The sequence below is a fragment of the Gimesia chilikensis genome, assembly GCF_007744075.1.
GTDB classification, from domain to species: Bacteria; Planctomycetota; Planctomycetia; order Planctomycetales; family Planctomycetaceae; genus Gimesia; species Gimesia chilikensis_A.
Window position 1 is genome coordinate 1,031,952 of record NZ_CP036266.1, and the last position, 25,099, is coordinate 1,057,050.

The 25,099-nt window shown below is 53.6% G+C and carries 23 protein-coding genes; 10 read left to right on the forward strand and 13 right to left on the reverse strand.

Annotated features, from left to right (window positions below; genetic code table 11):
* The first annotated feature begins 162 nt into the window (after window positions 1-162).
* The 3 genes from HG66A1_RS04010 to HG66A1_RS04020 all read left to right on the forward strand — a co-directional run bounded on the left by HG66A1_RS04010 (window position 163) and on the right by HG66A1_RS04020 (window position 4,417).
* The gene (locus tag HG66A1_RS04010; RefSeq protein ID WP_145180967.1) at window positions 163-2,010 is read left to right on the forward strand and encodes a phospho-sugar mutase; all 1,848 of its coding nucleotides are present in this window, start codon (window positions 163-165) and stop codon (window positions 2,008-2,010) included.
* 278 nt (window positions 2,011-2,288) lie between these two features.
* Entirely contained in the window at window positions 2,289-3,503 is a 1,215-nt protein-coding gene (locus HG66A1_RS04015; RefSeq protein ID WP_145180968.1) for an inositol-3-phosphate synthase, read from the forward strand.
* Window positions 3,504-3,574: 71 nt separating this feature from the next.
* A complete protein-coding gene (locus tag HG66A1_RS04020; protein WP_197996975.1) occupies window positions 3,575-4,417 on the forward strand; it encodes a UbiA family prenyltransferase in 843 nt (280 codons plus the stop codon).
* 28 nt (window positions 4,418-4,445) lie between these two features.
* On the opposite strand, the gene HG66A1_RS04025 is transcribed toward HG66A1_RS04020, so the two are convergent.
* Complete coding sequence (locus HG66A1_RS04025) at window positions 4,446-4,712, reverse strand: hypothetical protein (RefSeq protein WP_145180970.1); 267 nt, start codon at window positions 4,710-4,712, stop codon at window positions 4,446-4,448.
* Between the two features lie 195 nt (window positions 4,713-4,907).
* Here HG66A1_RS04025 and HG66A1_RS04030 point away from each other — a divergent pair, with 195 nt between their 5' ends.
* The 3 genes from HG66A1_RS04030 to HG66A1_RS04040 all read left to right on the forward strand — a co-directional run bounded on the left by HG66A1_RS04030 (window position 4,908) and on the right by HG66A1_RS04040 (window position 7,969).
* Window positions 4,908-6,137, forward strand: a complete 1,230-nt coding sequence (locus HG66A1_RS04030; protein WP_409999461.1) for a multidrug effflux MFS transporter — start codon at window positions 4,908-4,910, stop codon at window positions 6,135-6,137.
* Between the two features lie 100 nt (window positions 6,138-6,237).
* Window positions 6,238-7,155 carry a CHAD domain-containing protein gene (locus HG66A1_RS04035; RefSeq protein ID WP_145180971.1) on the forward strand — a complete coding sequence of 306 codons (918 nt, stop codon included), beginning with the start codon at window positions 6,238-6,240 and terminating at the stop codon, window positions 7,153-7,155.
* Window positions 7,156-7,291: 136 nt separating this feature from the next.
* A complete protein-coding gene (locus HG66A1_RS04040) occupies window positions 7,292-7,969 on the forward strand; it encodes a hypothetical protein (RefSeq protein ID WP_145180972.1) in 678 nt (225 codons plus the stop codon).
* A 5-nt stretch (window positions 7,970-7,974) separates the two neighbouring features.
* Here the strand turns inward: HG66A1_RS04040 and HG66A1_RS04045 are convergent, their stop codons facing one another.
* Window positions 7,975-8,490 carry a GNAT family N-acetyltransferase gene (locus HG66A1_RS04045; protein ID WP_145180973.1) on the reverse strand — a complete coding sequence of 172 codons (516 nt, stop codon included), beginning with the start codon at window positions 8,488-8,490 and terminating at the stop codon, window positions 7,975-7,977.
* A gap of 84 nt (window positions 8,491-8,574) precedes the next feature.
* Entirely contained in the window at window positions 8,575-9,669 is a 1,095-nt protein-coding gene (locus HG66A1_RS04050) for a hypothetical protein (protein WP_145180974.1), read from the reverse strand.
* A gap of 274 nt (window positions 9,670-9,943) precedes the next feature.
* On the opposite strand from HG66A1_RS04050, the gene HG66A1_RS04055 reads away from it, so the two are divergent.
* On the forward strand, window positions 9,944-10,429 hold the full coding sequence (locus HG66A1_RS04055; RefSeq protein ID WP_197996976.1) for a DUF1569 domain-containing protein: 486 nt from the start codon (window positions 9,944-9,946) through the stop codon (window positions 10,427-10,429).
* A gap of 275 nt (window positions 10,430-10,704) precedes the next feature.
* Entirely contained in the window at window positions 10,705-11,865 is a 1,161-nt protein-coding gene (locus tag HG66A1_RS04060) for a WD40 repeat domain-containing protein (protein WP_197996977.1), read from the forward strand.
* A gap of 66 nt (window positions 11,866-11,931) precedes the next feature.
* Here the strand turns inward: HG66A1_RS04060 and HG66A1_RS04065 are convergent, their stop codons facing one another.
* The 3 genes from HG66A1_RS04065 to HG66A1_RS04075 form a co-directional block, all read right to left on the reverse strand.
* Window positions 11,932-13,218, reverse strand: coding sequence for a hypothetical protein (locus tag HG66A1_RS04065; RefSeq protein ID WP_145180976.1), 1,287 nt, complete (start codon window positions 13,216-13,218; stop codon window positions 11,932-11,934).
* Between the two features lie 182 nt (window positions 13,219-13,400).
* Window positions 13,401-14,009, reverse strand: a complete 609-nt coding sequence (locus tag HG66A1_RS04070; protein WP_145180977.1) for an SMI1/KNR4 family protein — start codon at window positions 14,007-14,009, stop codon at window positions 13,401-13,403.
* Window positions 14,010-14,026: 17 nt separating this feature from the next.
* Window positions 14,027-14,779: an HpcH/HpaI aldolase family protein gene (locus tag HG66A1_RS04075; protein WP_145180978.1), complete on the reverse strand. Its 753-nt coding sequence runs from the start codon at window positions 14,777-14,779 to the stop codon at window positions 14,027-14,029.
* A gap of 147 nt (window positions 14,780-14,926) precedes the next feature.
* Here HG66A1_RS04075 and HG66A1_RS04080 point away from each other — a divergent pair, with 147 nt between their 5' ends.
* On the forward strand, window positions 14,927-15,784 hold the full coding sequence (locus HG66A1_RS04080) for an SGNH/GDSL hydrolase family protein (protein WP_145180979.1): 858 nt from the start codon (window positions 14,927-14,929) through the stop codon (window positions 15,782-15,784).
* Window positions 15,785-15,799: 15 nt separating this feature from the next.
* On the opposite strand, the gene HG66A1_RS04085 is transcribed toward HG66A1_RS04080, so the two are convergent.
* The 6 genes from HG66A1_RS04085 to HG66A1_RS04110 all read right to left on the reverse strand — a co-directional run bounded on the left by HG66A1_RS04085 (window position 15,800) and on the right by HG66A1_RS04110 (window position 22,425).
* A complete protein-coding gene (locus tag HG66A1_RS04085; RefSeq protein WP_145180980.1) occupies window positions 15,800-17,509 on the reverse strand; it encodes an FHA domain-containing serine/threonine-protein kinase in 1,710 nt (569 codons plus the stop codon).
* A gap of 327 nt (window positions 17,510-17,836) precedes the next feature.
* On the reverse strand, window positions 17,837-18,892 hold the full coding sequence (locus tag HG66A1_RS04090; RefSeq protein WP_145180981.1) for a metallophosphoesterase: 1,056 nt from the start codon (window positions 18,890-18,892) through the stop codon (window positions 17,837-17,839).
* Between the two features lie 81 nt (window positions 18,893-18,973).
* On the reverse strand, window positions 18,974-19,327 hold the full coding sequence (locus HG66A1_RS04095; protein WP_145180982.1) for a hypothetical protein: 354 nt from the start codon (window positions 19,325-19,327) through the stop codon (window positions 18,974-18,976).
* Between the two features lie 95 nt (window positions 19,328-19,422).
* Entirely contained in the window at window positions 19,423-20,301 is an 879-nt protein-coding gene (locus tag HG66A1_RS04100) for a DUF1559 domain-containing protein (protein WP_145180983.1), read from the reverse strand.
* Window positions 20,302-20,404: 103 nt separating this feature from the next.
* On the reverse strand, window positions 20,405-21,820 hold the full coding sequence (locus HG66A1_RS04105) for a FecR domain-containing protein (RefSeq protein ID WP_145180984.1): 1,416 nt from the start codon (window positions 21,818-21,820) through the stop codon (window positions 20,405-20,407).
* Window positions 21,817-22,425 carry a sigma-70 family RNA polymerase sigma factor gene (locus tag HG66A1_RS04110; RefSeq protein WP_145180985.1) on the reverse strand — a complete coding sequence of 203 codons (609 nt, stop codon included), beginning with the start codon at window positions 22,423-22,425 and terminating at the stop codon, window positions 21,817-21,819. The genes HG66A1_RS04105 and HG66A1_RS04110 overlap by 4 nt, the downstream gene beginning before the upstream one ends.
* A gap of 433 nt (window positions 22,426-22,858) precedes the next feature.
* Between HG66A1_RS04110 and HG66A1_RS04115 the strand changes: the two genes are divergently transcribed.
* Window positions 22,859-23,914, forward strand: coding sequence for a hypothetical protein (locus HG66A1_RS04115; RefSeq protein ID WP_145180986.1), 1,056 nt, complete (start codon window positions 22,859-22,861; stop codon window positions 23,912-23,914).
* A gap of 32 nt (window positions 23,915-23,946) precedes the next feature.
* On the opposite strand, the gene HG66A1_RS04120 is transcribed toward HG66A1_RS04115, so the two are convergent.
* Complete coding sequence (locus HG66A1_RS04120) at window positions 23,947-24,915, reverse strand: YHS domain-containing protein (RefSeq protein WP_145180987.1); 969 nt, start codon at window positions 24,913-24,915, stop codon at window positions 23,947-23,949.
* Window positions 24,916-25,099 lie beyond the last annotated feature (184 nt).

Genomic DNA, 25,099 nt, shown 5'->3' on the forward strand with positions numbered 1-25,099 from the left:
CCCTTTACAATCTAAGCCAGATTCAGAACCCGTTCACACCCTCCTGGTTCGTGATAGCGGTCTGGGAACTGCTCCGGTTCTGAAGCAGAAACAACTGATATATATGATTTTACGCACATAGAAACCAGTTCCCGCGGTCTCAACAATGAAAACGAGAACAGGATGAACCAGCCGTCCCCTTCCATCACTCCCGAGCAGGCACTCGACCTGGCTCAGAATGCTGTCTCTGAAAAACAGCTTTCCGAATCTGCTTTCGAAAATCTCAAACGCTGGGTTACTGAACCTCAGTATGCCAGCTATCAACCGGCACTGCTCCAGCTGATTGAAGACAAAGCCTTTGATGATCTCGATACCTTCTTTTGGGAAGTGATCCCGTTTGGAACCGGCGGACGTCGGGGGCTGATGAGTGAGCTGGGTTCAGCGACGATCAACGAGCGGACGATTGCCGAGTCGGCACATGGACTGGCCGCGTATTACAAGAAATTCTCGGGACAGGAAACAGGTAAGGCCGCGATCGCTCATGACTCGCGCATCAATTCCTCGAAATTCGCCCGCATTGCAGCCAGTGTGCTGGCCGCCCATGGTCTGACGGTTTACTTCTTTAAGACGTCCCGTTCCACACCGGAACTCTCTTTTGCGGTTCGTCAGCTGGGCTGTGACGTCGGGGCCATGATTACCGCCTCGCACAATCCCCCCTCGGACAACGGTTTCAAGGCTTACTGGTCCACCGGTGGGCAGGTTCTGCCGCCGCACGACCAGGGAATTATCGACGAAGTCTATCAGGCGACGGAAATTCCTGTCGTCGATTTTGACACCGCGGTGGAACAGGGAACGATCCAACTGATCGACGAGGATGTTGCCGGCGAGTATCGCAAGTGTGTCGCCGAGCACAGTCATTCCAGTGCCCGCGAACTGAAAGGGCTTTTCACACCTCTCCACGGCGTAGGAGAAACCTCTGTCTTTCAGGTTCTGCAGCACGTTGGCTTCAAAGGCATTGAGCGGTTCGAACCGCAGTGCGAACAGAACGGCAACTTTCCGAATGTACCTGACCAACTACCTAACCCGGAACGGGATGAAGTCTATCAGCCGGCCATTGAGCAGGCATCGCAGACCGGAGCAGAGATCATTCTGGCCAGCGACCCGGATGCGGACCGACTGGGTGTCTGCGTTAAAAATGACGCTGGCGAATTTGTGCATCTGACCGGTAATCAAGTCGGGGCACTGCTCGCCGATTATGTGTTACGCAAACAAAAAGAGAATGGTAGCCTGACACCCGAGCATTATGTCGTGGAGACAATTGTCACCACGCCTCTGATTGCTGCGATCACACGGAGCGCCGGTGCACGGATCATTAACAATCTGCTGGTCGGCTTCAAATACATTGCCGAGACAATGGATGCGGAAGGGCCGGACAAATTCGTGTTTGGTACGGAAGAATCGCTGGGTTATCTGGCGGGAACGTACTGCCGTGATAAAGACGCCGCCATTGGTGCCCTCTGGGCCTGTGAACTGGCGGCAGAATTGAAGAGTGAGGGCAAAACCCTGCTCAATCACCTGGATGAACTCTATGTTGAGCATGGATTTCATCTGGAAGGTCAGGTGTCCAAGACGTGTAAGGGGTCACAAGGCAACGAGCAGATCAGACAGCTGATGAAGGCGTTTCGCAGCACGCCTCCACAGAAAATGGGGCAGCTGACGTTCACCCTGGTCCGGGATTACGCGGATCTTGAAATTCGTTCATTACCCGAAAATACCACTGCTGAGACCTTTTCTAAACCCAAAGGAAATGTTCTGATGTTTGAAGCGCGGGCCGAAGGCTCGCCGCTGACAGTGCAGCTGGGTGTGCGTCCGTCAGGTACAGAACCGAAGATCAAGTTCTACTATTTTGCCCAGGCGGAGGTCTCTGAAGCTGGTCAGCTGGCGGAAACCAAAGCCTCCGCACTGGCGACCATTGAAGAATTCAAGCAGTCACTCATGGACTGGATTGATCAGACATTACAAACCAGCTGAACCGAGTCCCCAGAGACAGATCAGATAAAAATGTGGGTGAGTCTGGCATTTCCTTGATTGTGAACTGACGACTGCCATCTATAATATTAAGCAAATTTAAGTATATTTTCTGACAATTTATTGTCATCAACTTCCCTCAGAGATGGTGATCCAGCATCAGTAGTCAGGAGTTCCGGTCGACCTCATGTCACGCCGGTCTCTACTGGACTGCTCCCACCCGGCTAGCTAACAACAACGATTACCATTAGACCAACTTTTATCAGATTTCAGGCAATATCATGACGCAACAACGTATCGGGATTTGGATTATCGGAGCATGGGGCGGTGTGGCTACCACAGCCGCAGTGGGGCTTTCCGCATTGACGAAAGGCCTGACCGGAACCAGCGGTCTTGTTTCAGAAAATCCCTACTTCAAGAAACTGAACCTGCGCGACTGGGATCAGTTCGTCATCGGCGGTCACGAAATCCGCGATACCTCGTTTGTCGAAGCCGCGAAATACTTCAGTGAAAACTCAGGCGTGTTCCACCCCGCGCTGTTGCAGGCCGTCGAAGAAGACCTCAAGTCCTACGATGAAAACGTCAAGCCGGGAACGCTGATCCATGTCGGAGATACGATTCGATCTCTCGCCGGTGATGCCGTTCGTAAGTTCGATACAGAAACTCTACAGGAAACCCTGGCCCGTCTGACTGCGGATATCAAAGAGTTCCAGGAAAAGCATGATCTGGGCCACGTCGTTGTGGTCAACCTGGCTTCCACGGAACCGCCGGTCGATGAAGCAGCGAAATCGCTCAGCCTGGCTGAACTCAAAGATGCCCTCGAAAACGGAGTGACATCTCCGGTTCCCGCCAGTTCGCTGTATGCGATTGCCGCGATGGAAGCCGGCTGTTCGCATCTCAACTTCACTCCTTCCGCAGCCACCGATCTGCCGGCCATGATCGAACTGGCAGAAGAGAAACAGGTCCTGCACGGAGGACGGGACGGTAAGACCGGTGAGACTCTGATGAAGAGTGTACTGGCCCCGATGTTTGCTCATCGTAACCTCAACGTGATGAGTTGGGTCGGACATAATATCTTTGGAAACCTCGATGGCAAAGTGCTGGACGATCCAGTCAATAAATCGAACAAGGTGCATTCAAAGGATCATCTGCTGACCGAAATCCTGGGATACAAGCCGCAGACGCTGGTCTCCATCGAATACATTGAATCGATGGGTGACTGGAAGACCGCCTGGGACCACATTCACTTCCAGGGCTTCCTCGATACCAAAATGGCTCTGCAGTTCACCTGGCAGGGAACCGATTCGATTCTGGCTGCTCCGCTGATGCTCGACATGGTTCGCTTTACCGAACGGGAATGGCGGCGCGGTGGTCGCAGCGGTGTGATGTCGTATCTGAGTTCGTTCTTCAAGAGCCCGATGCAGGCAACCACGCCCGAATTTGAACGCCAGTACCAGCAGCTGGAAGCCTGGGCCGACGCCGTTTCCGAGGAATAGAAATCAACGTCAGCATGAAAAAGTGTCTCGCGTATTTACAACTAATGCGGTTTCCCACGGTGTTCACAGCGATGTCGGACATCATCCTGGGGTTTCTGCTGACGCATAATTCGTTTGAGCCACGGCTGGATTTCGGATTGTTGCTGGTCGCATCAGCGGGACTGTACCTCGCAGGGATGGTCTTCAACGATGTCTTCGACCGGAAAGTGGATGCCGAAGAACGGCCGTCCCGCCCAATTCCTTCCGGACGCATATCTACTCGGAACGCTGCGGTGCTGGGTGGTATGTTGATGCTGGCCGGTGTCGGTGCAGCCCAGACGGTGGGGACGCAGAGTCTGATTGTCGCCGGCCTGCTGGTTGTCGCGATTCTGGGCTATGACGTGATTTTGAAGAAGACGTTCCTCGGTCCGGTCATAATGGGCAGCTGTCGATTCCTGAACCTGATGCTGGGAGCCAGTGCGGTGGCACGCGAGATCAATCTGTGGGTCAAACCGCAATTACGCATCGCGGCTGCTATGGGGCTCTTCATTATGGGGCTCACCTGGTTTGCCCGGATGGAAGCGAAACAGAGTCATCGTGGTCACCTTGTTGGAGGCCTGCTGGTGATTAACGCTGGGCTGGGTGGCCTGGTCTGGATGCTGGCGACCTATCCCTGGCCGCGGGAAATCAATCTGACGATGGTCCTGGCGGCGGCAGGTGTGGTCATTCTGACCATTAACCGGCGGCTGGTGCAGGCCATTCTCAACCCCGCCCCCCAAAACGTGCAGATCGCCGTCAAGACCATGCTCATCTCTTACGTGATGCTGAATGCGATCATGGTCTTTGTCTGGACGACCAACCCTGCCTACGCGATTCTGACAGCCGCGTTGCTGCTGCCCACGATCCTGCTTTCCCGCTGGATGGCGGTCACCTGATCGGGGCAGGCAGAAAAGTCCGTTTTACTTATACCGGCTGGAAGCCCATGACCTGGTAGCGGGCCAGTTCCATTGTGTCGGTCAGCTTGATGGCACTGATCGCTTCATAAGACAGCATGACTTTGCGCGCTCCCTGGGAATCCGGTTTGTCCCGCTCCAAAAGCACCACGCCCGTAGAGAGCAGGAAGTTCTGAAAAGGAATCGTTTCCTGGTAATTCGTGACGATAATGCCCCGTTTGGGAATCACTTCGGGCCAGTTCTCTAGAATGGAACGCCATCCTTCTGCACTTTGCATGGTAATTGTCTTTCGAAGGAAATAGGGAAAAACTCAAACACCACGCAAGATAGGATTTCCCGATCATTTCAGCAAGAGGAACATTCGGGGATGAAGCATGGTTTTCTCCGCGGGAGTGGAACGATATGATTCAGAGGCGGGCGCCCGTATCACTGATAATTCCCTGGATCTCCTTCTAGTAGAAAATAGCGTTCCTTGAGTGTGAAACGAGAACCCGTCGCGATTTCCTTTGCGGAATTTGTGGCGATGATGGCTTTGATGCAGTCGCTGGTGGCACTTTCGATCGATGCGATGCTGCCTGCCCTGACGGAAATTGGTCAGGATCTGGGGGCCCGTGAGGCCAATGACAGCCAGCTGATTGTCTCGTTTCTGTTTCTGGGGCTCGCGTTCGGGCAGGGCGTGTATGGTCCACTCTCAGACACCACCGGCCGAAAACCAGCTGTCTACCTCGGATTCGGCCTGTTTCTGACCGGCAGCCTGTTTTCTCTGTTTGCTACAGATCTGAACGTCATGCTGGGGGGACGGTTTCTCCAGGGGCTCGGGCTGGCAGCGCCCCGGTGTGTCATCGTGGCAATCGTCCGCGATCAGTACGAAGGCCCCGCAATGGCCCGGGTCATGTCGTTTGTGATGACGATCTTCATTTTCGTTCCGGCAATCGCACCTACCTTGGGGCAGGGTATTTTACTGATCGCACACTGGCGCGCCATCTTTGCTGCGTTACTGGTCTGCGGACTGCTGACCCTGGCCTGGTTTGCGCTGCGTCTGCCCGAAACTCTGAGTGTAGAGCGGCGGATTCCCTTCTCGATCGCACGCATCAAATCTGCTGTGATTGAAGTCTGCTCACACCGCGTTTCGCTGGGTTACACGATTTCTCTGGGGTTGATCTCCAGTGCGTTCCTGGGATATCTGAGTTCCGCCCAGCAGATCTTTCAGAAACAGTACAAGCTGGGAACCATGTTTCCGCTGTACTTCGCCATCCTGGCCCTCTGTATCGGCAGTGCTTCGTTTGTGAACGGGCGACTGGTCATGCGGTTCGGGATGCAGAAGCTGTCGCGGTGGTCCAAACGGTTTTCGACGGTCATCTCCCTGCTGTTCTTCGTGTACGTTCTGAGTACGGGAGGACAGCCCCCGCTGTGGACGATGATGGGCTATATGATGATCATCCTGTTCTGCTTCGGGATCATGTATGGCAATCTGAATGCGATGGCGATGGAGCCGCTGGGGCATATCGCCGGCATCGGAGCGGCAGTGATGGGGGCACTTTCGACGCTGATCTCGGTTCCCTGCGGGATTCTGATTGGTCACAGTTATAACGGCACAGTCATTCCGGTCATCAGTGGATTCATGCTCTCCGGAGTGCTGATTGTGGTTGTGATGCACTGGGTGGAATCCGCGCCGACACAGGCTACGGGAGAGACTGTCTGAACCGGTCCAGACGGCGGCAGAATTAACAAAACGGATCGTTTCTGGTAAGGTAACGCTTTCTAAAACCGTTCCCTCTATTATTGCTGCCTCAGGACTTACGATGAGTTATCAGTTCGAACAAGGTGAATCACTGGCAGATGGCGTGCGACGGATTGCCGGTCATCAGGTGCATAAGGCAATCCAGGAACTGCAGGATTCAGAATCGGACCGGCACGAGGCCATTCATGAAGTTCGCAAACGGTTCAAGAAACTGCGGGGGTTGATTCGAATCGTCCGATCGGGACTGGGAGACGACTACAGCCGCATCAATGTCTGGTATCGCGATGCAGGACGCAAACTGTCCCGCGTCCGCGATGCAGAATCGATGCTGGAATCTCTGGCGAAACTCAAGCAACGCTTCGACGATCCCGCATACGTAGACCTGTTTGCCGCTTTTGAATGCTGTTTCCGAGAACGCAAGCAGCAACTGGTGGAAGAGTGGATTGACCTGGATCAGGAACTGCAGCAGCTGTGTGACGAACTGCAGACCGCACTCCAGCAGATTGACGAGTGGAAGATCAAAGGCAAAGCAGACAAGATTCTCAAACGCGGATTGCAGCGGAATTACCGTCGCGGTGCTGAGGCACTGGCGGAACTGTATGTGCAACCGCACGATGAACTCTTTCACGAGTGCCGCAAACGCAGCAAGTATCTGATGTATCATCTGCGCCTGCTGAAAAAAGTCTGGGAGCCGATTGTGGCAGCGCAGCTTGAGGAGCTCGACCAGTTAAACGACTACCTCGGCGACGATCACGATCTGGCGGTGATGACCAGTCAGCTGACCAGCGAACCGGAACGGTTCGGCGCGACCAGCGACATCGATCAACTCTTAACGCTGATCGGTCAACAAAGGGAAGAATTACAATCAGCGGGACTGGCACTGGCCGATCGCATCTATGCGGAACAGCCCAAAGCATTCGCGCAGCGTCTGCAGGCTTACTGGAAGCTGTGGCAAAGCCGTTCATTACCCAGAACGTGATTGCTGCAGGTCTGGGGATACGTTCTTGTATTCGTGCTCTGTTCCGGGTACAGTAATTTTTCCGTTCCCATGCAAAACCGCAGTGTATCGCGTTTCGACAGCGGTTGACTTCTGAAGATGAGCCACGGAGATCACGATGGACTCAAACGAGCACAGTGAATCAGAGACACCAACCTTCACGCCGGAGACAGACCGGCAGCATCCCCCTTATCGCTCTCCGCTGATCGTCAGGGGGCTGGTGTTCGCGTTCCTGGTTCTACTGGTGGTCGGCATCTATTCCGGTCGCCTCTTCAAACCCGCAGAGCAGGCACATTCCTTTAAGAGCGAAATGCAGCCGCTGGGTCTGGCGTATCACGAATTTCATCAGAAACGGGAACGCTCTCCTTCCAGCCTGGAAGATCTCCAGGATTTCATCGACAATCCTCCGCCTCCCCCGAAAGCGGAGGGAATTGTCCCCCCCGATTCTGTGGTTGTGGTTACGATCCCGGAGAGTCTGAAAAAGATGATTGATGCGGGCAAGGTCGTCGTCATCTGGGATGCTGTACTGACAGACTCGGGTCAGGAAAACGACAAGTACCTGCTGGCCTACACCGCAGACATCGCTGACAACGGCGGCTTCGCACTCACCGCGGCGGGCCGTGTGCTGGAACTGACAGCCGAGGAATTCAAAGCCTATCCACTGGTTCCGACAGTGACTGACGCAGTGAAACCAGACGACGTTGAGGCCCCTGAGAAAGATTCGGGAGAATCAACGAACAAGGAGCCCTCGTCAGAACCAGCGCCGCAGGAATCGACTTCCTCCGACAAGGGTTAAGTAATTCAGTCTTCCGGAGATTCGGGGATGCGCAGCAGGGAGATCAGCAGTCCCCGTTTCTGTCCGTGTACTTCAGCGATTTCAGGCAGGTGCCCGCAGACTTCGAAGCCGAACTTTTCATTCAGATGTTTCGTAGCTTCGTTGTGATCGAAGTGCATGCCGACCAGGGTTGTGATTCCCAGAGAAGGGCAGGCATCGATCATTTTCTGCAGCAGAAATGTGCCCAGTCCCTGCTTCTGGTGGGAGTTCGACAGGTAGAGACTGACTTCGGCCGTCTTGTCATACGCCGGCCGTCCCGCGTAGAAAGAGGTCACATAGATGCAACCGGCGATCTGTCCCGCTTCGTCTTCAGCCACCCAGATGGGGCGTTTCTCTGGTGAGAACTGGGCAAACCACGGTCGGCGGCTTTCAACGGTAATCGGCCGGGTATCTGCCGTCGCAGTGCCGGCGGGAATCGACTGGTTGTAGATGTCGACAATCGCAGGCAGGTCATCCAGAGTGGCATCGCGGGTCGTAAACATGGGACGTTATCTGCTTGAGTTTTGAGGATGCGATCAGCGTCACAATCACGCCGATGGTTAGACCTGTTTTAACATGTCAGCCATTCATAGTACAAATGAGATCACGATGACCGCTACCAGAATAACCGGGTACAGGATCCGCGACCAGAAATCGAGCTGTGCCACCAGACGTTTATTCTGAATACTTTCACCCTTGAGCAGGTAGGTGTTTGTCACCGTCTGGATCAATCCTGAAAACACCGTGAGGGTCGACAGCATGATGAAACGGTCGATGCGCGTGATATAGGAAATCCGCGGCAGCAGAACCGTGATCGCAAACAGGTAGGCGACCAGAGTCAGGAACGCGGATGTAGAGATGCCGATGTTGGTTCCTGACTGTTCCGGATTCAGCCAGCGGGGCAGCCAGGACATGATCACGATCAGACATAACGGCAGAATGACCTTTAAGATGTAGTATTCGGGCTGTCGGGCAACCTGGATCTTCATTTCGTAGCCAGCGACGCCGATGGGTCCCTGGTCTGGATAGTACGGTGCCGATTTTGCCTCAAAGGAGAGAATATCAAAGTCGGGTAAGGAAAAGTGGGGTGCCAGGTTGGAAGTTCTCCCCAGTTCGCCAACCCAGGGCGTTATACTGACCTGTTTCTCAGAAAAGCCTGGGGCCACCAGTTGGATCGAGAGTTCCTGGCGATCAAATGGAAAGTCGTGGAGATTCAGTGGCTGCGAAAAATGGCCCCAGACTTTCTGTCGATAAATGACGGTTCCGTCCGGCAGGATTTCCGCCGTCTCGGGATACGACTTCCAGGAATTCTGTTGACCGATAATGGTCAGGCGGGGATTCCAGATGTCGGCCAGATCGACGTGTAGCGGTCCGGGGCCTGCATGCTGGAGCAGAGGACTGTTCCAGCGGGCTTCATAATACACGCTGGCCGCAAAGCTCTGGTCGGCCGAGTTGATTTCATCAATATCAATCACATAAATCAGGGCCTGTACCTCAGTCGCTTCACCCGGACTGGCAGGACGCTTCAGTTCCGGCTTAGCCTCTTCGACCAGGGTTGACTTTAGAGGACTTTTTACTGCACTGGGATCAGTGGGACCAGGGGCAACTTCCTGAGCAAAAGCGGGGACTGGCAACAGCAGACCGAGGCAGAACAGAAAGCGAGGCAGAAACGCGTTTGTCAATCAAGTGTTCCTTATCGAGAAGCGGGATCAGACTGGCCGAGGATACCAGGGCGAGGCCTGGCTCAAATTATACCCACGGCCGGGGCGTTGATCCCTCTGAATCTTTCCACAGTTCATCAATCAGTGGAAATGCATACTTTGTCCTCTCTCGGCTCAAAAATGCAATATTACTCGGTGTACCGGTTTCAGAAATTGCCAGAAAAGTTTATGACAGGGACTGTCTGCTGTCGCGAAGCAGGGGGAATTGGGAGAGGAAATCGAGGAAACCGGTGAGATGATTGAAGATTTGCGGGAACTGAAGTTCGTACGGCTGGAGGACGCGGTTGCGGAAGTGGAGTCGCTGTTACAGACCGGCTACACCCAGCGGGGCAAGTGGAATCTGGCCCAGATCTGTCGGCACTTGTCGCTAGTGCAGGATCCCGCACTCGACGGATACCCGAGATGGATGCTGATCTATGCTCCTCTCTGGCCGGTGATGCGTCGGCTGTTCCTGCCGCGTCTGCTCAAGGGAGATTCTCCCCAGGGAATTCCGACAACTCCGATTTTCGTGCCGGCAGCGGACCTGGCAGACGCCTCGGAAGCGGAACACTTTGCCCAGAGCGTGGCCCGCTTCAAATCCCATGAGGGACGCTACCACTGGCATCCCGGCTTCGGCCGCCTGGATCGCGAAACGCTGGAAACCGTTTACACAACCCACGCCGCCCATCACCTGCGGTTTCTGGAACCGCAGGCAGATGGGGAGGAAGTGAAATGTTCTTGACAGGGTTTTCTCTCTGCGCTACAAACGCAAGACCATGAATCAGGTCTAACCTGAACTCGGGAATTCTGCTCCGAATCTTTCACGATAATGGATTGTCTGTACCAACCTGGCAGACTGTAAAGGTTTTCGATATGAGTCGACGTCTCTCTCTCCCCATCTTTGCAGCCAGCATGCTAGTTATAAGTTGCTTACTGATCTGTCCCCGGATCTGTCACTGTCAAACCTCACGGCAATTACCCCAGCAGACGATCTTGCAGGGGAAATTGAACAAGATTATGGCAGTCTGTTACTCAAAATCCGGAAAAGAACTGGCTGCGGTCGACAGTGCAGGAGTGCTCGCGATCTGGGACATCGGTCAAAAAATGCTCATTGGAAAAATTCAGCTTCCTTATCAAATGAATGAGCACGCTCAGTTGGAATGGGATTCTAACGGAAAAATCTTACTCTGCTGGTCTCATGATGTCGGTGCGTTTGTAATTGACCGTCTGCTGATGAAGCAGAAAACCATTTTCTCAAAGTCGGAAGAACTGCTGCAACTGCATCCTTATCGATACCTGTCAACGCAGTCTCTAAGAATATTGCCAGATGGCAAATCTCTTCTGCGTGTTCAATCTGCGATATTTAATGTGCCTGATGAAGTTCGGGAGGCAGTTGCAGCTTCCTCGTTTTTAGAGGTTATTGATATCGAGAAGAAAAAAGTCCTGAAACTGGACACACCCAAATACATCATGGACATTAAATATGTTAAGGAGGGGCAATTCCTGGCTACTGACTGGGATGCATCCTTGTATTCCGGGAGCGTGAAAGATGCCTCTCAAAATATGCAGGTTCTGAGGCAAACCAATAAACAGAGGCAGGAACTCTATGATAACCTGACAATGATTTATCGGGGCTTGATGGGGCTGTCTGCGGATGGGAAATACCTGGTGGTGAGCGGGGTGTCTGGTGAGTTTAAGTATGACAAATCTGGCAATGTGATAAATAGCGTTACCGGTGTGGTCGATGTCTTTCACCTCAAACCTTTCAGGAAACTCAACACATTGTCAATCACCAAGATTGATTATGAAGACCAGAGGATTTCGAATTTATTCAGTCAGCTGAACACAATCTGTATTTCTCCAGATGGAACTTACATTGCTGCAGGCTCTCTGAGTGGGATTGTCCAGATCTGGGATCGTCAGCAGATGCAAAGCTTGCGCGTGATCGAACTTAAACACGAAGATACTCCTCGAGATATTCGATTTGCTCCGGGAGATCGGCCTTGCTTTGCATTTATTGCCGGTGATGAGAGCGTGTTCTACTACTGTGATTTAAACAAAAAGCAGGAGTTCAAATTAAGTAGCGTTGAAACATTTGACTGGTCAGTAGATGGAAAGCAGCTTGCTGTCGCGAGAAAAGAAGAGGGGGCAGTGCTCCTGTTTGATTTCAATGAATAGTCCATGCTAAATTCTACATTCGGCAGGTAACAGTATAGTGAAGCAGGCCGGAGCGTGAATTTCAGGTCAGTTTCCCAGGTACCAAATTTTCATAGCTGCTTTGGCACGCTGAGGATTACCTTCAATATCGAAGCGCCTTCCCGTTAGTTGAATCCGATCGATGATGGTCTGACAGCATTCACCAACACGAATAACATGATGTGAAAAATAGAAGTTTCTATGAAACCCGACACAACGTGTAAAGCTGTTGTCATCGACGGCATCGATTAACTGTTCCAGGGCAACGTCTCCCATTTTGACCAGTTGCGTGGCGGGACTCCCTTTACCTTCTACCTGACGAGGAATCCAGCCCCCATCCCGTGGATCATCGAAAATATCACACGAACCTGGCTGACTGTGTTGGGTTGCGTTCTGATCGCGCAACTGATAGATCAGTTCCGCCACTTGTTCCTGGACTGTCATTTCTTCCAGAGGCCTGACCTTTTTTTGTGCATGCGCTTCGTCTTCCTGAATCATCCGGATTAGAATTTCTGCTGACTCTCTGGCGCGTACAGCTTGTGAGCTCTGTGGAAAATGTTTTGCAATCTCGCGAAAACGCTGAAGCAAATCCTGACGTGGTATTTCTGGGTCGCTGAAGTCTCTTACGGCCTTCCACATGAAGGACTTAGCCATGTCCTCCGCCAAAGCATTTTGAAGGCCTTCCTTTCCCAGTGGTTCCTGTGTCTTTAAATCAGGTGTCTCAGACATATAGGTTATGAGTTCTTCTGCCTCCTGATAGTGTCCCGCACCAAAGCATCCACGGGCGAGAATAAACAGTTCCATCAACTCACTTGACTGTCTGCCAATATGCCTCAGGCGATTTTCTTCCGGGGTGCGCGAGCGTAAGTGCTTCAGTCTTCGGATCACGTCTTTTCTGAGATTGACTTCTTTGAATTCATATGGCCTTCCTGTGAGCATATTCGGGTTCTCATCAGAGTAAGTTACGGTACGCATACCGAGGGTGAAGGCTTTCTTTTCAGATCCATTGGATTCAAGTAAAAACACATTCGAATATTGAGGTTTTTCTTTGTCATCACCCAGAGCCCAATAAGTTCCCAGATAGATCTGCAGATAATTTCGATTGTCGAGATTCGGAACACCCAGCGAATCAAACCACTCAAACAGTGCGCGGCTGTGTGCCGAGAGGCTCGGCTTTGAGGAGATGCTCTGTCCATCAGACTTGTCGGCTTCAGGCAGAGCGACTGCAGAATTACTGGCGCTGCTTTGAGTCTGTGGACTTGAATCTGGCTTATCAGAACATGCTGACTGTAGAAGCAAAATAGCCGGCAGGGCAAGAGGGAATGTGCGACGCATCGGGAACTCCTTTTCAGACCACACAGGTGAACCGCCTCTTGCCGAATTTTATGAAAAAACGTACATCAGAGATAGATTGATCGGCGGGGTGAGGTGTTTCGACGCCGCTCAACACCTGCGGTTTCTGGAGCCGTATTAAAAACTATTGATGATCATGCTTTCGAGTTAAAATATCATTACTGTCAAATTGCAAAAACATCTTCCAGGAAATCTCTGGTATTGTCATATAATGGCTGAGCGAGGGGAGTCAAATTATTTCGTTCGCTGCATTGTTCCGGTCCTATCGGAATGAGTAATTCGTGATCCATCCAGACAATGGGACAGTCTCCATCAGACCTTTGTTGGTTATCAAAGCACATAGGCCCCCAGCCATCACCCCATTGTGCAAAGGGGATGTAGCCCGCTCCAATCAAAGATTGCCAACCAGTCAAAATCCCTTTTAATGGTCCCAGCGGATTATTACTTGGTACATCAGTCATGAATATCAACTGATCGTACTTCTGACTATGAACCTGGTCAAACAGCTGACAGGCAGCCATCAAATAAGCGCGGAATAAATCAGGCAGTACAATTTTAAATGAGGCTTCCAGTTCCAGAATGGCATCCATAGTGATGCGGGGGGGCAGGATTTTCCATTGAACCCAGCCGTCATCGTTTATTTTACCTGCCTGCATCTCGGGAGGGACACCTGCTGCTGATGTCTCCTCACCCGCAACTCCCATCGCGTAGTACTCGGAGTAGAAATTATTCAACAGTGATTGGATATACTGGATATCATCCTGAAGTGTCATGATTCAGATCCTCAAAATTACCCTTTAACCTGTCCCAGCATTTTGCGGGCGGCGTGGCCCAGCATGACGGTGTCGACGCCGACGGTGATCAGGGTGAAGCCTTTGTCGATGTAGGGTTTGACTGCGTCCACGGTGACGCCGAAGATGCCCAGGGGCATGTTGTATCTCTGACAGACTTCGGTCACATGGTCGATGGCGCCAGTCACTTCGGGATGATCGATCTCGCCGATGCGTTTCATACTGGCAGAGAGATCGTAGGGGCCGATCAAAACTGCGTCGACGCCGGGGACGGCAACGATCTGTTCAATGGCGTTGACCGCATCGATGTGCTCGGCCTGAACGACGACGGTGGTTTCCTCATTCGCTTTGGCCAGGTAGTCATCAAAGGCAAAGCCGTAGCCGTGGGCGCGACCCAGGCCGACCCCCCGGGTTCCTTCAGGCGAGTAGCGGGACCAGGAGACGATCTGTTCGGACTGTTCCACGGAATTGACCTGCGGAGCGATGATGCCGGCGGCACCCAGATCGAGGGCTTTCTTGATGGAGACTTCTTCGGGGGCGGGCAGCCGGACCAGGCTGGGGATCTTGTGACTCACCCGACCCACGATGGCCTGCAGATCGGAGGGGGCGAAGGTGCTGTGTTCGGCGTCGAGGAACAGCCAGTCGTAGCCGACGTCCGCCAGGATCTCGGCGGCTTCCGGGCAGGAAAAGGTGACCATGGGGGCAATCAGCAGTTTCCCCTGTTTGAGTTGCGAGCGGAATGAGTCAGACATGGGAGATCCCTGGTAGCTAAATGTGCATGATAAATACAGTTGAACGCGACTCGGGCGGTTGAGGGGAGATTGTTTCCGGCTTGCGCCTGCGGTATCCTGAAGACGAGGTCCAAATCCGTTCGTTTTCAGTAACCGGGAAGAATATCGATGTTGAAATCAATCCGTTGTCTGCGTTCCACACTGTTGATTCTATGTTGTTTGAGTTTCATCGTAGCCTCGCTGCAGGCGAATGACAAGAAAACCGAGCCGACCAACGCCGACGAGGCTGCTGCTAAAAAAGCGAAGCAGGAAGCGGAGATCAACAAAAAGTTCGCGGCCTGGAAAGCGACACTGCCCGCGAAACAGCAGGCGTGGGAAACCGTGCTCGAGGAAAACCTGGGCGGTTTTTATCTCCCGATCTATAAAAAACAGAAAGTCGCCGGTCAGAAGACCGCCTGGGATTATGTCGCCGATGATCCCAAACTGCCCCGCGTGCTGTTGATTGGAGATTCGGTTTCGCGGGGATACACACAGGCGGCCCGGAACGCCTTAAAAGGGAAAGTGAACGTGCATCGGGCTCCAGCGAACTGCGGACCGACGGCGACGGGCCTGAAGAAACTCGATGTCTGGCTGGGAGACGGCAACTGGGACCTGATCCATTTCAACTTTGGCATTCACGACCGTCGGACCAATGTCGACGACTACGAGAAACGCCTGGAAGAGATTGTGAAACGACTGAAGCAGACCGGTGCGAAGGTGGTCTGGGCCAGCAGTACGCCGATCCCGGCTGACTGGAAAGAGGGACCGGAGATGAAAGCGAAGCTGGAAGAAAAGAATGCGATCGCTGCGAAGGTGATGGAGCGGAACGGTGTAGAGATCGATGATCTGTTTACCTTCATCACGCCGCATCTGCCAGAAGTACAGAATCCGAAAGACGTGCACTTCAACGGCAAAGGCTATGACCTGCTGGGGAAACAGGTAGCGGAATATATTGAGGGGGCACTGCAGGAAGAGAATCAGAAGTAGCTTTCCTTACAGTATTTAAGACAGCAGCCAGTAGCCGATGCCGGCGATGAGACAGATGCCGGCCAGGACGGAGGCGGCGATCAACATCGGCTTCTTCTTGTTTTTCTGGACGTACTGATTCGGCGAGGCGACGCGGAAGTGATAGCTGGCGGCCAGTGACAGAGTGTTGCCGGGGAAGAGGATCTGTTCCTGAATTCGTCGGCCGTCGACTTCGGTGCCGTTTTTGCTTTTGAGATCGGTGACGATCCAGCCGGTGTTCTCGTAGTGAAATTCGCAGTGATTGCCTGAAATGCCGGGGCGATCAATCTGGATATCGCAGGTCGGATTCCGGCCGAGGGTCACCCGCTGTTTGAAGATCGGGAACCGGCGTTTATCGTCGAGGTCGATCAGTTCAATCGGTTGAAAGTCTTTGACCATGGCGTCCGAGGCTTCCTGAGCCATGTGGTCTGTTGATTCGGTGGGAACGCCACGACGGAGGATGCCACTCTTGGAAATGTCCGATTCGCCGCGGGTCAGGCGTTCGATGCCGTCTGATTTCTGTTGCTGCTTAGCCTGTTCGGCAACATGACTGGCGGTTGCAATGCGTGAAGAGAGCTGCGGTTTAACAATACTCGACTGAGCGATCGCACTGCGGGCCTTGGCATGCTGAACCCGCTGCGAGACAACTTTATTGAAGCGGAATTCAACCGGCTGGCGTTCGGCGAACGGTTCCAGGGCCGCGGCAACTTCTGCCATCGACTGATAACGATCCTCGGGAGCCTTGGCCATCATTTTTTCGACGATCGCGACGACCTCAGCAGGGATCGCGGGTGCGATTTCGGCGATCGACCGGGGGGCCTGTTCGCGGTGGGCCTGAATTTTCTGAGCAGCGGTCCCTTTGGGGAAGGGGAGTTTACCGGTCAGGAGGAAATACATCGTCCCCCCCAGTCCGTAAACATCGGCCCGGGCATCAACGGTGGTGCCTTCGCGGGACTGCTCGGGGGCAATGTATTCGGGGGTCCCCACACAGCCGTGTCCAAAGATCATCGAGAGTGAGAATTCCGCATCGGGATTGTCTTTGAGCAGGGCCAGACCAAAGTCGAGTACTTTGACATAACCCTGGGAATCGATGATCAGGTTTTCCGGTTTGAGGTCGCGGTGGATAATGCCTGCCTGATGGGCTTCTTCCAGCCCCAGAGCGGCCTGGGCGATGACATCGCAGACCTGGGGAGAGGGGAGCGACTTCTGTTTGAGCAGCACCAGTTCCAGCAGGCTGATGCCTTTGATAAATTCCATCGCGATAAAACAGACGGCCCCTGATCCTTCATAGGAGATCGTGCGGACAATGTGGGGGTGATCGAGACGCGATCCGGCTGAGGCTTCCAGTTTGAGCCGGGTCAGCATGCCCGCGTCGTTGCGACATTTGTCATTGAGGACCTTGAGGGCGACCGGTTCCTTCGTCTCCAGGTGCTCCGCAAGATACAGGCTGCCCATGCCGCCGAAGCCGAGGACTTCCAGCACCTTATATTTGTCGATGAAGAAACCACGTTTACGGCCGGCCAGCAGGCGTTCGCCCTGATAACGCGTCAAGACTTTCCCAGTGACCAGACGTTGAGCGGCCTCCTTGGGCTTTTCGGCGGATTCCAGGTCGAATTCTTCAATGACGGCGCGAAGTTTGTCTTCCGAGAGCAGATGGCTCTCCTGCAGTAATTCCAGAAATGACGGTACGTCTTGTGGTTTCGACATAAATCACAGTTGCGCGATGGGAAATGAGAAATGTTCCTAATTATATACAGATGCAACGCACTTTGGTAGCGGATTCCTGTGAGGCGCACAATTTCCTGAAACTTCGCGCAGACCGAAATCCTGATCTGGTAACTGCTTCGGACAGGCAGAGGCGAAGTCGATGAATCAACGTGTATGGATGTGTGTTTGTTCCGAGAGATGTTCTGCCGGGGGATGCGCATCGCAGAAGGAGAGACGGTCTGTGAATCGAAGAGGATGGAAAAGGAGAAACGCTCACAACCGGAGTCGGGGTTGTGAGCGCTTTTCCGGAATGACTCTGTTTTGATATCAGTCGGCAGATTTGGTCATCTGGTAGTCCAGCGTGAACTGATGCTGGTCCCGCTCAGGAATCAGCTTCGTTTTTTCACAGGAGGCCCCTTTGACGGGATTCCAGGTGCGGACCTCGATTTGGTTTTGAGCTGGCAGGAACCGCATCAGCCGGAAGCCTTCGGCTCCATAGTCGGAGAGCAGTTCATGCACCGTATTCCCATGTTGGCCTTTGACGCTCTGGCGCATCGCCTGGGTACGGCTCTGGTCACCACAGCAGATCAGAAACAGGTTCTTGTGTTTGCTGAAACATTTTTCCCACATCTGCTGTGAAGTGTTCCCATTGGCACCGTGGCACTTTTTCCAGACCATGCGACCTTTGGGCGCGTCGAAGTAGTCGCGTGGCTGTTTGGGATGCTCGAGCGGGCCCAGATCCATGTGGGTGGTGATAATCGCTCTGCGGTCGGCATGTCTGGTGAGTACTTCATTGGCCCAGTTGAGAACCGGATCGGGTGCGTTACATTCCAGATGCATGATAATGAAATCCATACCTTCTGCAGAGAAGAGCTGATAACTGTTCGCGTTGTTGCCTGAGATTTCCGGTTGGTTCGGTTCGCCGGGATAGCAGCCGCCATACCAGTCGAATTCCGCGAAGCGGGAACGGGGAAAATATTTCTGGAACAGCGCTGAGTTGCCGGTTTTTCCCGTCATGTCGTGATTGCCGACACTGATTCCGTAAGGAACTTTGCCGTGCAGCTTGTCCATGCAGTTCTGAGCGACGGCCCATTGTTCGTCGTTATTGATGTCGACAATGTCGCCGACATGAGAGACGAAGACAATCCGCTGTCGGTCCAGCTCATCGACGATGCAGTCCGTGATCGCTTCGAAGACGGGGTTCGTCGTGGGATCTTTGGCCTGTTTTTTACTGTGCGTACCACGTCCTTTGTAGTGCTGGGTATCCGGGATCACAGCAATAGTGAAGGAGCTCCGGGGCGCCGGAGGAAGTTCTTCCCCGTGAACGGGCAGGACAGAGGCAGCGAGTAACAACATGGGAACGCAGATCGTCTGGAGCTTCATGGTGGTTCTACTATTGGGCGAATGAAAATGGGATGTAATTTATTTTAACACACATTGAGATTCGGAATAAAGGGCACCGCTTCAATGGGGGAATGCAATTTCCACTTGTGGATTCTGAGACTTCAGGTCGGCAAATGCGGGTTGCTTGAGATCGGTTTCGGTGGCATCAATGCGTTTCAGCTTATTCAGGCTGGTGAGTGTCGCCAGTACTTCCGGGCTGGTCTGGGCCGGCAGTTTGACTGCAATCACTTCTCCGGCGGAGTCGAGCACGATTTCAGCGCCACTGTCATTAAGTGTGGCGACCGCTTTCGCGACCTCTGCAGCAGGCTGGCCGGCGGCGGTATCAATTGTTTCAGAAGAACAGCCGGCAGCTGCGATCAAGAAACAGAACAGGCCCGCGGTTTGAACAGCCGAGGCTCGGTAGGAGACGTTCATGGTAACAGTGTCCATAAAGAGAATGTGAGTGAAAGCAGGACGACAGCGAACTGTCATCCTGCTGCTAGATTTCAGTTAGTCAGAGCAGACGCCAATCAGAATTCGCCGATCGGGTTACCATCAGCACGACTGCCGAGGTACGAGTAAACGGTCTGGCTCATGTTTTCACTGAGGAAGCGAACAGAACCGTCGAGGAACAGGAACTGGGCGCCGCCGGTATGCAGGCTGCCGAAACAGACTTCGTTGGTCGTGTTCATGGGAACTCCGGTGCTGGCGACATACTCGGAGTATTCGCGGGGAGCACCATCCCAGCCGCCGATCGATGTTGAACCGATATAGAAGTGGTCTTTGAATGCATCGAAGTCGTTTACACATTCACCGGCAGCGATGGTATTCGAGGTGCCATCGGTGATATCTCGGATTCCGATGGAGCTGTTGAGAAAGAAGGTGCCATCGGCGTCGGTGACATTCGCTTCACTGTCGGATCCCCGGGTTCCGGAGAAGCAGGCGAGATACGAAGTCGGTACGCGGGCGTCGATGCCGTCGTGATTGCGATGTTTGACGGTAATATCCGACGGGCAGCGATAGACGCTGAGGTACGTTGCACAGGCTTTCTCGTTATCGCCCGTTCCCCAGTCGGCGTTGAAATCGATCATATTGTAAACATTTGACTGGTCGAGGCCGGGCAGAATGGAACCGCTCCAGCCCAGTCCACCGTTGCCGGTGGCTGTGTTGGCGACGACCAGATCGACATTGAAACCGGGAGGCAGGACGCGATAGGTGTCGTGATAGTTGTGCATCGCGAGGCCGAGTTGTTTCAGATTGTTTTTGCATTCAGAGCGGCGGGCTGCTTCGCGGGCCTGCTGGACAGCGGGCAGTAACAGGGCGATCAGGATCGCGATGATAGCGATGACGACCAGCAGTTCGATCAGTGTGAAGCCACGTTTGACGGATTGCAGACGACAGGTTTTCATTGTTTACTCTTCTCACTTGGGATAAATAACAGAATCAGGTGAACCGGCAACAGGTTCCGGGTTAGTTCAAATTCAGATGACAAAAACAGATTCAGACAGGCATTCATTCCTCCGCTTCGACCAGAATGCGGATCTGATCGCGACCGATACCGCCGCCCCCGCGCAGACTCCAGGCGACACTTAATTCCGTTCCATCGGGTGAGAGTTCGACCTTGTCTGAACGATCGATACAGCGGCCGCTCTGACCGAACTCAACGTTGTCGTAGGCCACATCCTTGCGCCCCAGCGTCTTGTCGGTGGCATACAGTTCTTTTTCGGGTTTAATCGCTCCCAGTACGGACTGGTGAAAACGGACTGAGCCGCTGAGAGCCACGCGGGGCTGATCGTTGCCCGCGGCATCTTGATGCGGGCCATCCAGGTGCAGCAGGAAAACGTTGACGCGGGTGCCGCGAGGGATCACAGTGCGTTCTTCCCGGGGATTGTCTCCGCTGCCAATGACGGGGATTTTCCAGACGGTCACATCCTGTGGGAGTTCCAGATTCTTCTGTTCCAGAAACAGGGACAAATTCGAGTCGCTGGTGAAGTCGCCTGCACCAAGACGCTGCGGCATCTCCTGACGATATTCCAGCGATCCACTGAGAGAAGCGATACGTGCCTGGAACTGCAGGGCCCGCGAAAAGCGATTTTCGTCTGAAGTCAGCGAGATCGCCGCGGAGCCGTCTCCCGGCATTTGAATTCCTTCACCGGCCGAGAGCAGATGCGGAGGCAGGTCTGCCTGTTCGGTCTGAGTTTCTGCACAAACGACTTTGCCATGAAAGACATGGGTTTCCGAGGCGCCGCTCTCCTCGACGCGGACTCCAAAGCGGGTTCCGAGGTCAACGACTCTTTGTGTGGGTGTTTCGACGACGAAGCCGACAGCACTGGCGACGATCTCGGCAGCCAGTGCACCGCGGTGAAGTCGAATCCCGTTGTGATGCAACAGTTCAAAGTCGGCAGGGCTTTCGAGGATCACTGTTGCTCCGGAATTCATCTGCAGTCGTGCGACGCCTTCCTGCAGGCGATAGCGCTGTCCGGTCAACAGGGGGGACTGTTCGGCAAGTATTTTGCTGGAGGAGATCAGGCGACCCTGTTCCATTTCCTGCAAGGTCGCGACCTGAGTTTGAGGGACCGGTTGCAGGGCGTAATAGCCGAAGTAAGCCATCACGGTAAACGGGAGCAGATAGCAGACCGTGAGCAACAGATAATGAGAGATTGGTTTACGTGTCCGTCTAGGGCGCGGACGGGGAGCTTCCGGTTCTGGCAGCGGTGCGAGTAGATCGGGTTCGGCCAGTGTGGGGAACTCTTCATCGAGAATCAGCTCGGCATGCATGTCCATCAGGAAGACGTAGAGTTTCTGCGCTTCGGGGTCGTGGCGCAGGCGGTCCGCCAGTTCTCTGAGTTGTGCACTGCTGGCTGTCTCGTTCTGGACTTCATAAATCAGTTTGACCAGTGCTCTCTGTCTGCGGAACAGGCGTTTCATTCGTGTTCCTCCGCATTCATTTTGCGTTCGATGCAGTGGAACAGGACAGTGCGGATGCGATCCAGGTGCCGATAGATGGTGCTCAGGGGCTGGTCCATAATGCTGGCGGCCGTCTTCGCTCCATGCTCAGATTCATAGATCAGCTGCAGCAGGTAGAGATCTTTTTCGGTGAGCTGGCGTTTGCACTGCGCGAGAAAATCGCGTCTGATCTCCAGGAGTTCTTCACAGCGGGCATGCGTTGCAGCAAGCTGCGTCAGCAGTTGTTCATCGAACAGCGCAGCGAAGCGTTTTTTACGGTCCATGAGTCTCAAGACTTCAAAGCGGGCGATCCCGCAGGCCCAGCGGGTGAAGCTGCCAGTGTTTTCGTATTCCGCAAACTTCCGCCAGAGCACAAGGCTCGTCTCCTGCATGACTTCTTCGGCGTCATTGCGGCAGGGAATCAAAGTGAGGATGAACCGAAAGATGCGCGGGTACGCCTGGGCGTAGAGACGCATAAACTGTTCATCGTCGGCTGAGGATTGCTGCGGGGAGGACTCGGCAGCGGTCTCAGCGGATGCATCCTGGTGGTGTGTGCGGGAGGTTGTAAAACTGCGGGTACGGTCCATGGGTCTGGTCGCGGATTTCAAATTCGAATCGAAACTCTGGCGGGTGTCGCCTGATGCTATGTCCCGATGAGGGGGATAAAATTCTCAGGTGAATTTGAAATTTTCTTTTTCCGATTTCGCAAGGCGGGTTAGGCTGGAAGAGCGAGGCGAGTTTTTCGGCTGGACATCAGACAAAAAAGAGTGATAGCGGGACTCTAATCTGATTTTGAAAAATGAGAATCGTTACAGCAGGTTCATCGATTTGATAAATGAAAACTTCATGTATTGCGCGCGGAATCTTCATAGTGGGGCGATGAGAGCATGTCAATTTGTCAATCGAAGTGACCAGGCAGGGCTTAAAGTGAATCGCTGTGAATTGATCGAAAGTCTGGTATGATAAATCACTGTATGTTGATGTGTGTTTCCGGTCCATTACCGATGAGGCGAGTCAGTCATGAGTGGAATTGTCGGTCATACGATGTACGCCATCCTGGGAGGGAAGGCGGCAGCTCAGAAGCAGCTGCCGATGGCCTCTCTGATTCATCGGCACTATTCAAGTTACCTGGCCGGTGCCTATATGGGTTGCGACATTCAGATCATGCCGGAAGCGATCTGTGTGGATACGGGGGAAGAGGTCGGCTTCGGGACGGCTCCCCTGGAACGCAGTCCGTTGACCGGCGGTGAGGTTAAGCCGTGGACGTTGAAGTTTCAGGGGAAGGAATATCGTCCGCGGGAAATCCATCAGCTGTTCTATGGTCGCGCGCATGTGGTTTTCGGCTGGGTGCCTGCTGAGCGGAAATTTACGGTGCCCTGGGATCATCTCCCTGATTATGCAGCCCGTGTGTTTCAGGATGCGCGGGATCTCTATGGTCCGGGGGATCGCCAGCTGGCGTACCTGTTTGGCTGGCTGGCGCACATCGTGGGAGACAGCCTGATCAAATCGGTGCAGCCGGGAATAACGTTGAATCTGCTAGACGGAAAGTATACGCCGGCAAATCGACCGATTCAGGATCTGGTGACGTTACACGAAGTTGGTCGCAAGGAACTGAAGCTGGACTGGGCGAGCCTGTTAGCGGATCTGGCAGAGACTCCGGTCGAACCGGTTCAGCTGCATTACATGCGTGTCTCTCAGCCACGTGGTCTGCTGGGCACTGACTTTCCAGATGCGTGGGCACCACAGCATGAAGCACTGTTGCTGCGCGTGCTGGCGGAGAATCGTCGCTATCAGCAGATTCGAAATCCACGGTTGATGAAGCAGTATGCCTTGAAGCAGCAGGGAACCCGCTGGGTGTGTGATGAAGAACTGAGCCGTCGAACGGGGGGACTTACTTATACGGAAATGGTCGCGCTGGCTGAGGAGGCGAATTTGCGTCACGCATTGTGGGAGATGGGAGAGGCGGTCGCGAATTTATTTTCCCAGGTCGTTGAACGCGTGCCCTATCTGCAGAACCTGCCTGACACAAGCGTACCCAGATGGGAAGAGCTTACCGTCCGCTGGAAAGCGACATAGCTGACCTTTGAACCGGCGCCGTTGCAAGCCGTTTATTGCGTGTCGGTTTTCTTTTTATTGGCTTCGTATTTGGCAATCCATTTTTCCGGATTGGCTTCAAATGCTTTTCTACAGCCGCTGCAGCAGACATAGTAGGACTTGCCCTGATAAGAGACCTGCGAAGTTCCCAGACCTCCCGAGATGATACAGGTTTTGGAACCGTAGTCCGAATCGCTTTTCGCAAACGAGGTTCCTTTGCGGCGGGTGTTAATGGTATCCACGCGTGCGTAGCTGTCGCCACGAAGATCGTAAAGTTCGAACATGTAGCGATCATTGTTCTGCTGATTCAAGATGATCTGGGCGTGTTTCTTTTCATCCGCCGGTTCGACGAGTGCCAGGCTGAGCTTATACGTGGAGTGCATGACGTTAGGATTATCGTCGCCGGGGATCTTGGTCAGGGGGACGGAGAATTCGCCTTCGTAAACTTTTTTCTGTCCGTCTTTGTCGGTAACCGTCAGCCGGTATTTCTGTTTGTCGGCCAGGTAGGTGAGCCGTGCGTTTTCATAATAACGACTTTTATCGGCCTGCATGACGAGCGCGGGTTGTGCCGGATTGCTCTGCAGGTCCCAGACCCAGTCGAGTGTTTCCACAGAACTGAATCCATCGAATTTTTTGAACGTCGTGCCTCCCCATTCGCCGAGCATGATCTGCAGGGGCTTGAGTGCTTCGAGTACGTTGTCGAATTTCTGTTCTTCGGGAGCACCATCGGCAGAGGAGCCGCTGGCGGACTGGTTACCGCCGAGTGTCACCGGCTGGAACCGCCGGACCGGTTTTTTGGTTTTGGGTTCCGAAGGGGCAGCTTCCATATCCATGGCGCCGGCATCACCGAGATCGACCCCGCCGCCCAGATCGACGCTGACCTGTTCCGGTGTGTTTTGTGGCTGGTCAGAGGAACCGCAGCCGACACTGAAGATCAGAGTGAGGGTCATCAGACAGCCGGTGCAGAGGGGACGCGAAGACATAAAACAGAACTCCCGAACTTGAAAGCAGAATGCGGAACAACGTGCGTCGAGTTTCACTGGTGAAACCGAAGCGTTTTATCTGTGAGACCAGTATAACAGTCTGTTCACGATTCTGTCACTCTGAATTCAGTTCTGATTTTTTTTGTCATTCGGGCAGAGGTCCTTTGTGTCTGGTCAGAATCGA

What these genes read in the sequence shown, in the direction of transcription:
- HG66A1_RS04070 (WP_145180977.1), bottom strand. Translation starts at nt 14,009, where the DNA reads ATGACACTTCAGGATGATATCCAGTATATCCAATCACTGTTGAATAAT.
- HG66A1_RS04040 (WP_145180972.1), top strand. Translation starts at nt 7,292, where the DNA reads ATGGACTCAAACGAGCACAGTGAATCAGAGACACCAACCTTCACGCCG.
- HG66A1_RS04015 (WP_145180968.1), top strand. Translation starts at nt 2,289, where the DNA reads ATGACGCAACAACGTATCGGGATTTGGATTATCGGAGCATGGGGCGGT.
- HG66A1_RS04010 (WP_145180967.1), top strand. Translation starts at nt 163, where the DNA reads ATGAACCAGCCGTCCCCTTCCATCACTCCCGAGCAGGCACTCGACCTG.
- HG66A1_RS04060 (WP_197996977.1), top strand. Translation starts at nt 10,705, where the DNA reads ATGGCAGTCTGTTACTCAAAATCCGGAAAAGAACTGGCTGCGGTCGAC.
- HG66A1_RS04020 (WP_197996975.1), top strand. Translation starts at nt 3,575, where the DNA reads ATGTCGGACATCATCCTGGGGTTTCTGCTGACGCATAATTCGTTTGAG.
- HG66A1_RS04075 (WP_145180978.1), bottom strand. Translation starts at nt 14,779, where the DNA reads ATGTCTGACTCATTCCGCTCGCAACTCAAACAGGGGAAACTGCTGATT.
- HG66A1_RS04095 (WP_145180982.1), bottom strand. Translation starts at nt 19,327, where the DNA reads ATGAACGTCTCCTACCGAGCCTCGGCTGTTCAAACCGCGGGCCTGTTC.
- HG66A1_RS04120 (WP_145180987.1), bottom strand. Translation starts at nt 24,915, where the DNA reads ATGTCTTCGCGTCCCCTCTGCACCGGCTGTCTGATGACCCTCACTCTG.
- HG66A1_RS04100 (WP_145180983.1), bottom strand. Translation starts at nt 20,301, where the DNA reads ATGAAAACCTGTCGTCTGCAATCCGTCAAACGTGGCTTCACACTGATC.
- HG66A1_RS04055 (WP_197996976.1), top strand. Translation starts at nt 9,944, where the DNA reads ATGATTGAAGATTTGCGGGAACTGAAGTTCGTACGGCTGGAGGACGCG.
- HG66A1_RS04110 (WP_145180985.1), bottom strand. Translation starts at nt 22,425, where the DNA reads ATGGACCGTACCCGCAGTTTTACAACCTCCCGCACACACCACCAGGAT.
- HG66A1_RS04065 (WP_145180976.1), bottom strand. Translation starts at nt 13,218, where the DNA reads ATGCGTCGCACATTCCCTCTTGCCCTGCCGGCTATTTTGCTTCTACAG.
- HG66A1_RS04035 (WP_145180971.1), top strand. Translation starts at nt 6,238, where the DNA reads ATGAGTTATCAGTTCGAACAAGGTGAATCACTGGCAGATGGCGTGCGA.
- HG66A1_RS04080 (WP_145180979.1), top strand. Translation starts at nt 14,927, where the DNA reads ATGTTGAAATCAATCCGTTGTCTGCGTTCCACACTGTTGATTCTATGT.
- HG66A1_RS04090 (WP_145180981.1), bottom strand. Translation starts at nt 18,892, where the DNA reads ATGAAGCTCCAGACGATCTGCGTTCCCATGTTGTTACTCGCTGCCTCT.
- HG66A1_RS04085 (WP_145180980.1), bottom strand. Translation starts at nt 17,509, where the DNA reads ATGTCGAAACCACAAGACGTACCGTCATTTCTGGAATTACTGCAGGAG.
- HG66A1_RS04115 (WP_145180986.1), top strand. Translation starts at nt 22,859, where the DNA reads ATGAGTGGAATTGTCGGTCATACGATGTACGCCATCCTGGGAGGGAAG.
- HG66A1_RS04105 (WP_145180984.1), bottom strand. Translation starts at nt 21,820, where the DNA reads ATGAAACGCCTGTTCCGCAGACAGAGAGCACTGGTCAAACTGATTTAT.
- HG66A1_RS04025 (WP_145180970.1), bottom strand. Translation starts at nt 4,712, where the DNA reads ATGCAAAGTGCAGAAGGATGGCGTTCCATTCTAGAGAACTGGCCCGAA.
- HG66A1_RS04045 (WP_145180973.1), bottom strand. Translation starts at nt 8,490, where the DNA reads ATGTTTACGACCCGCGATGCCACTCTGGATGACCTGCCTGCGATTGTC.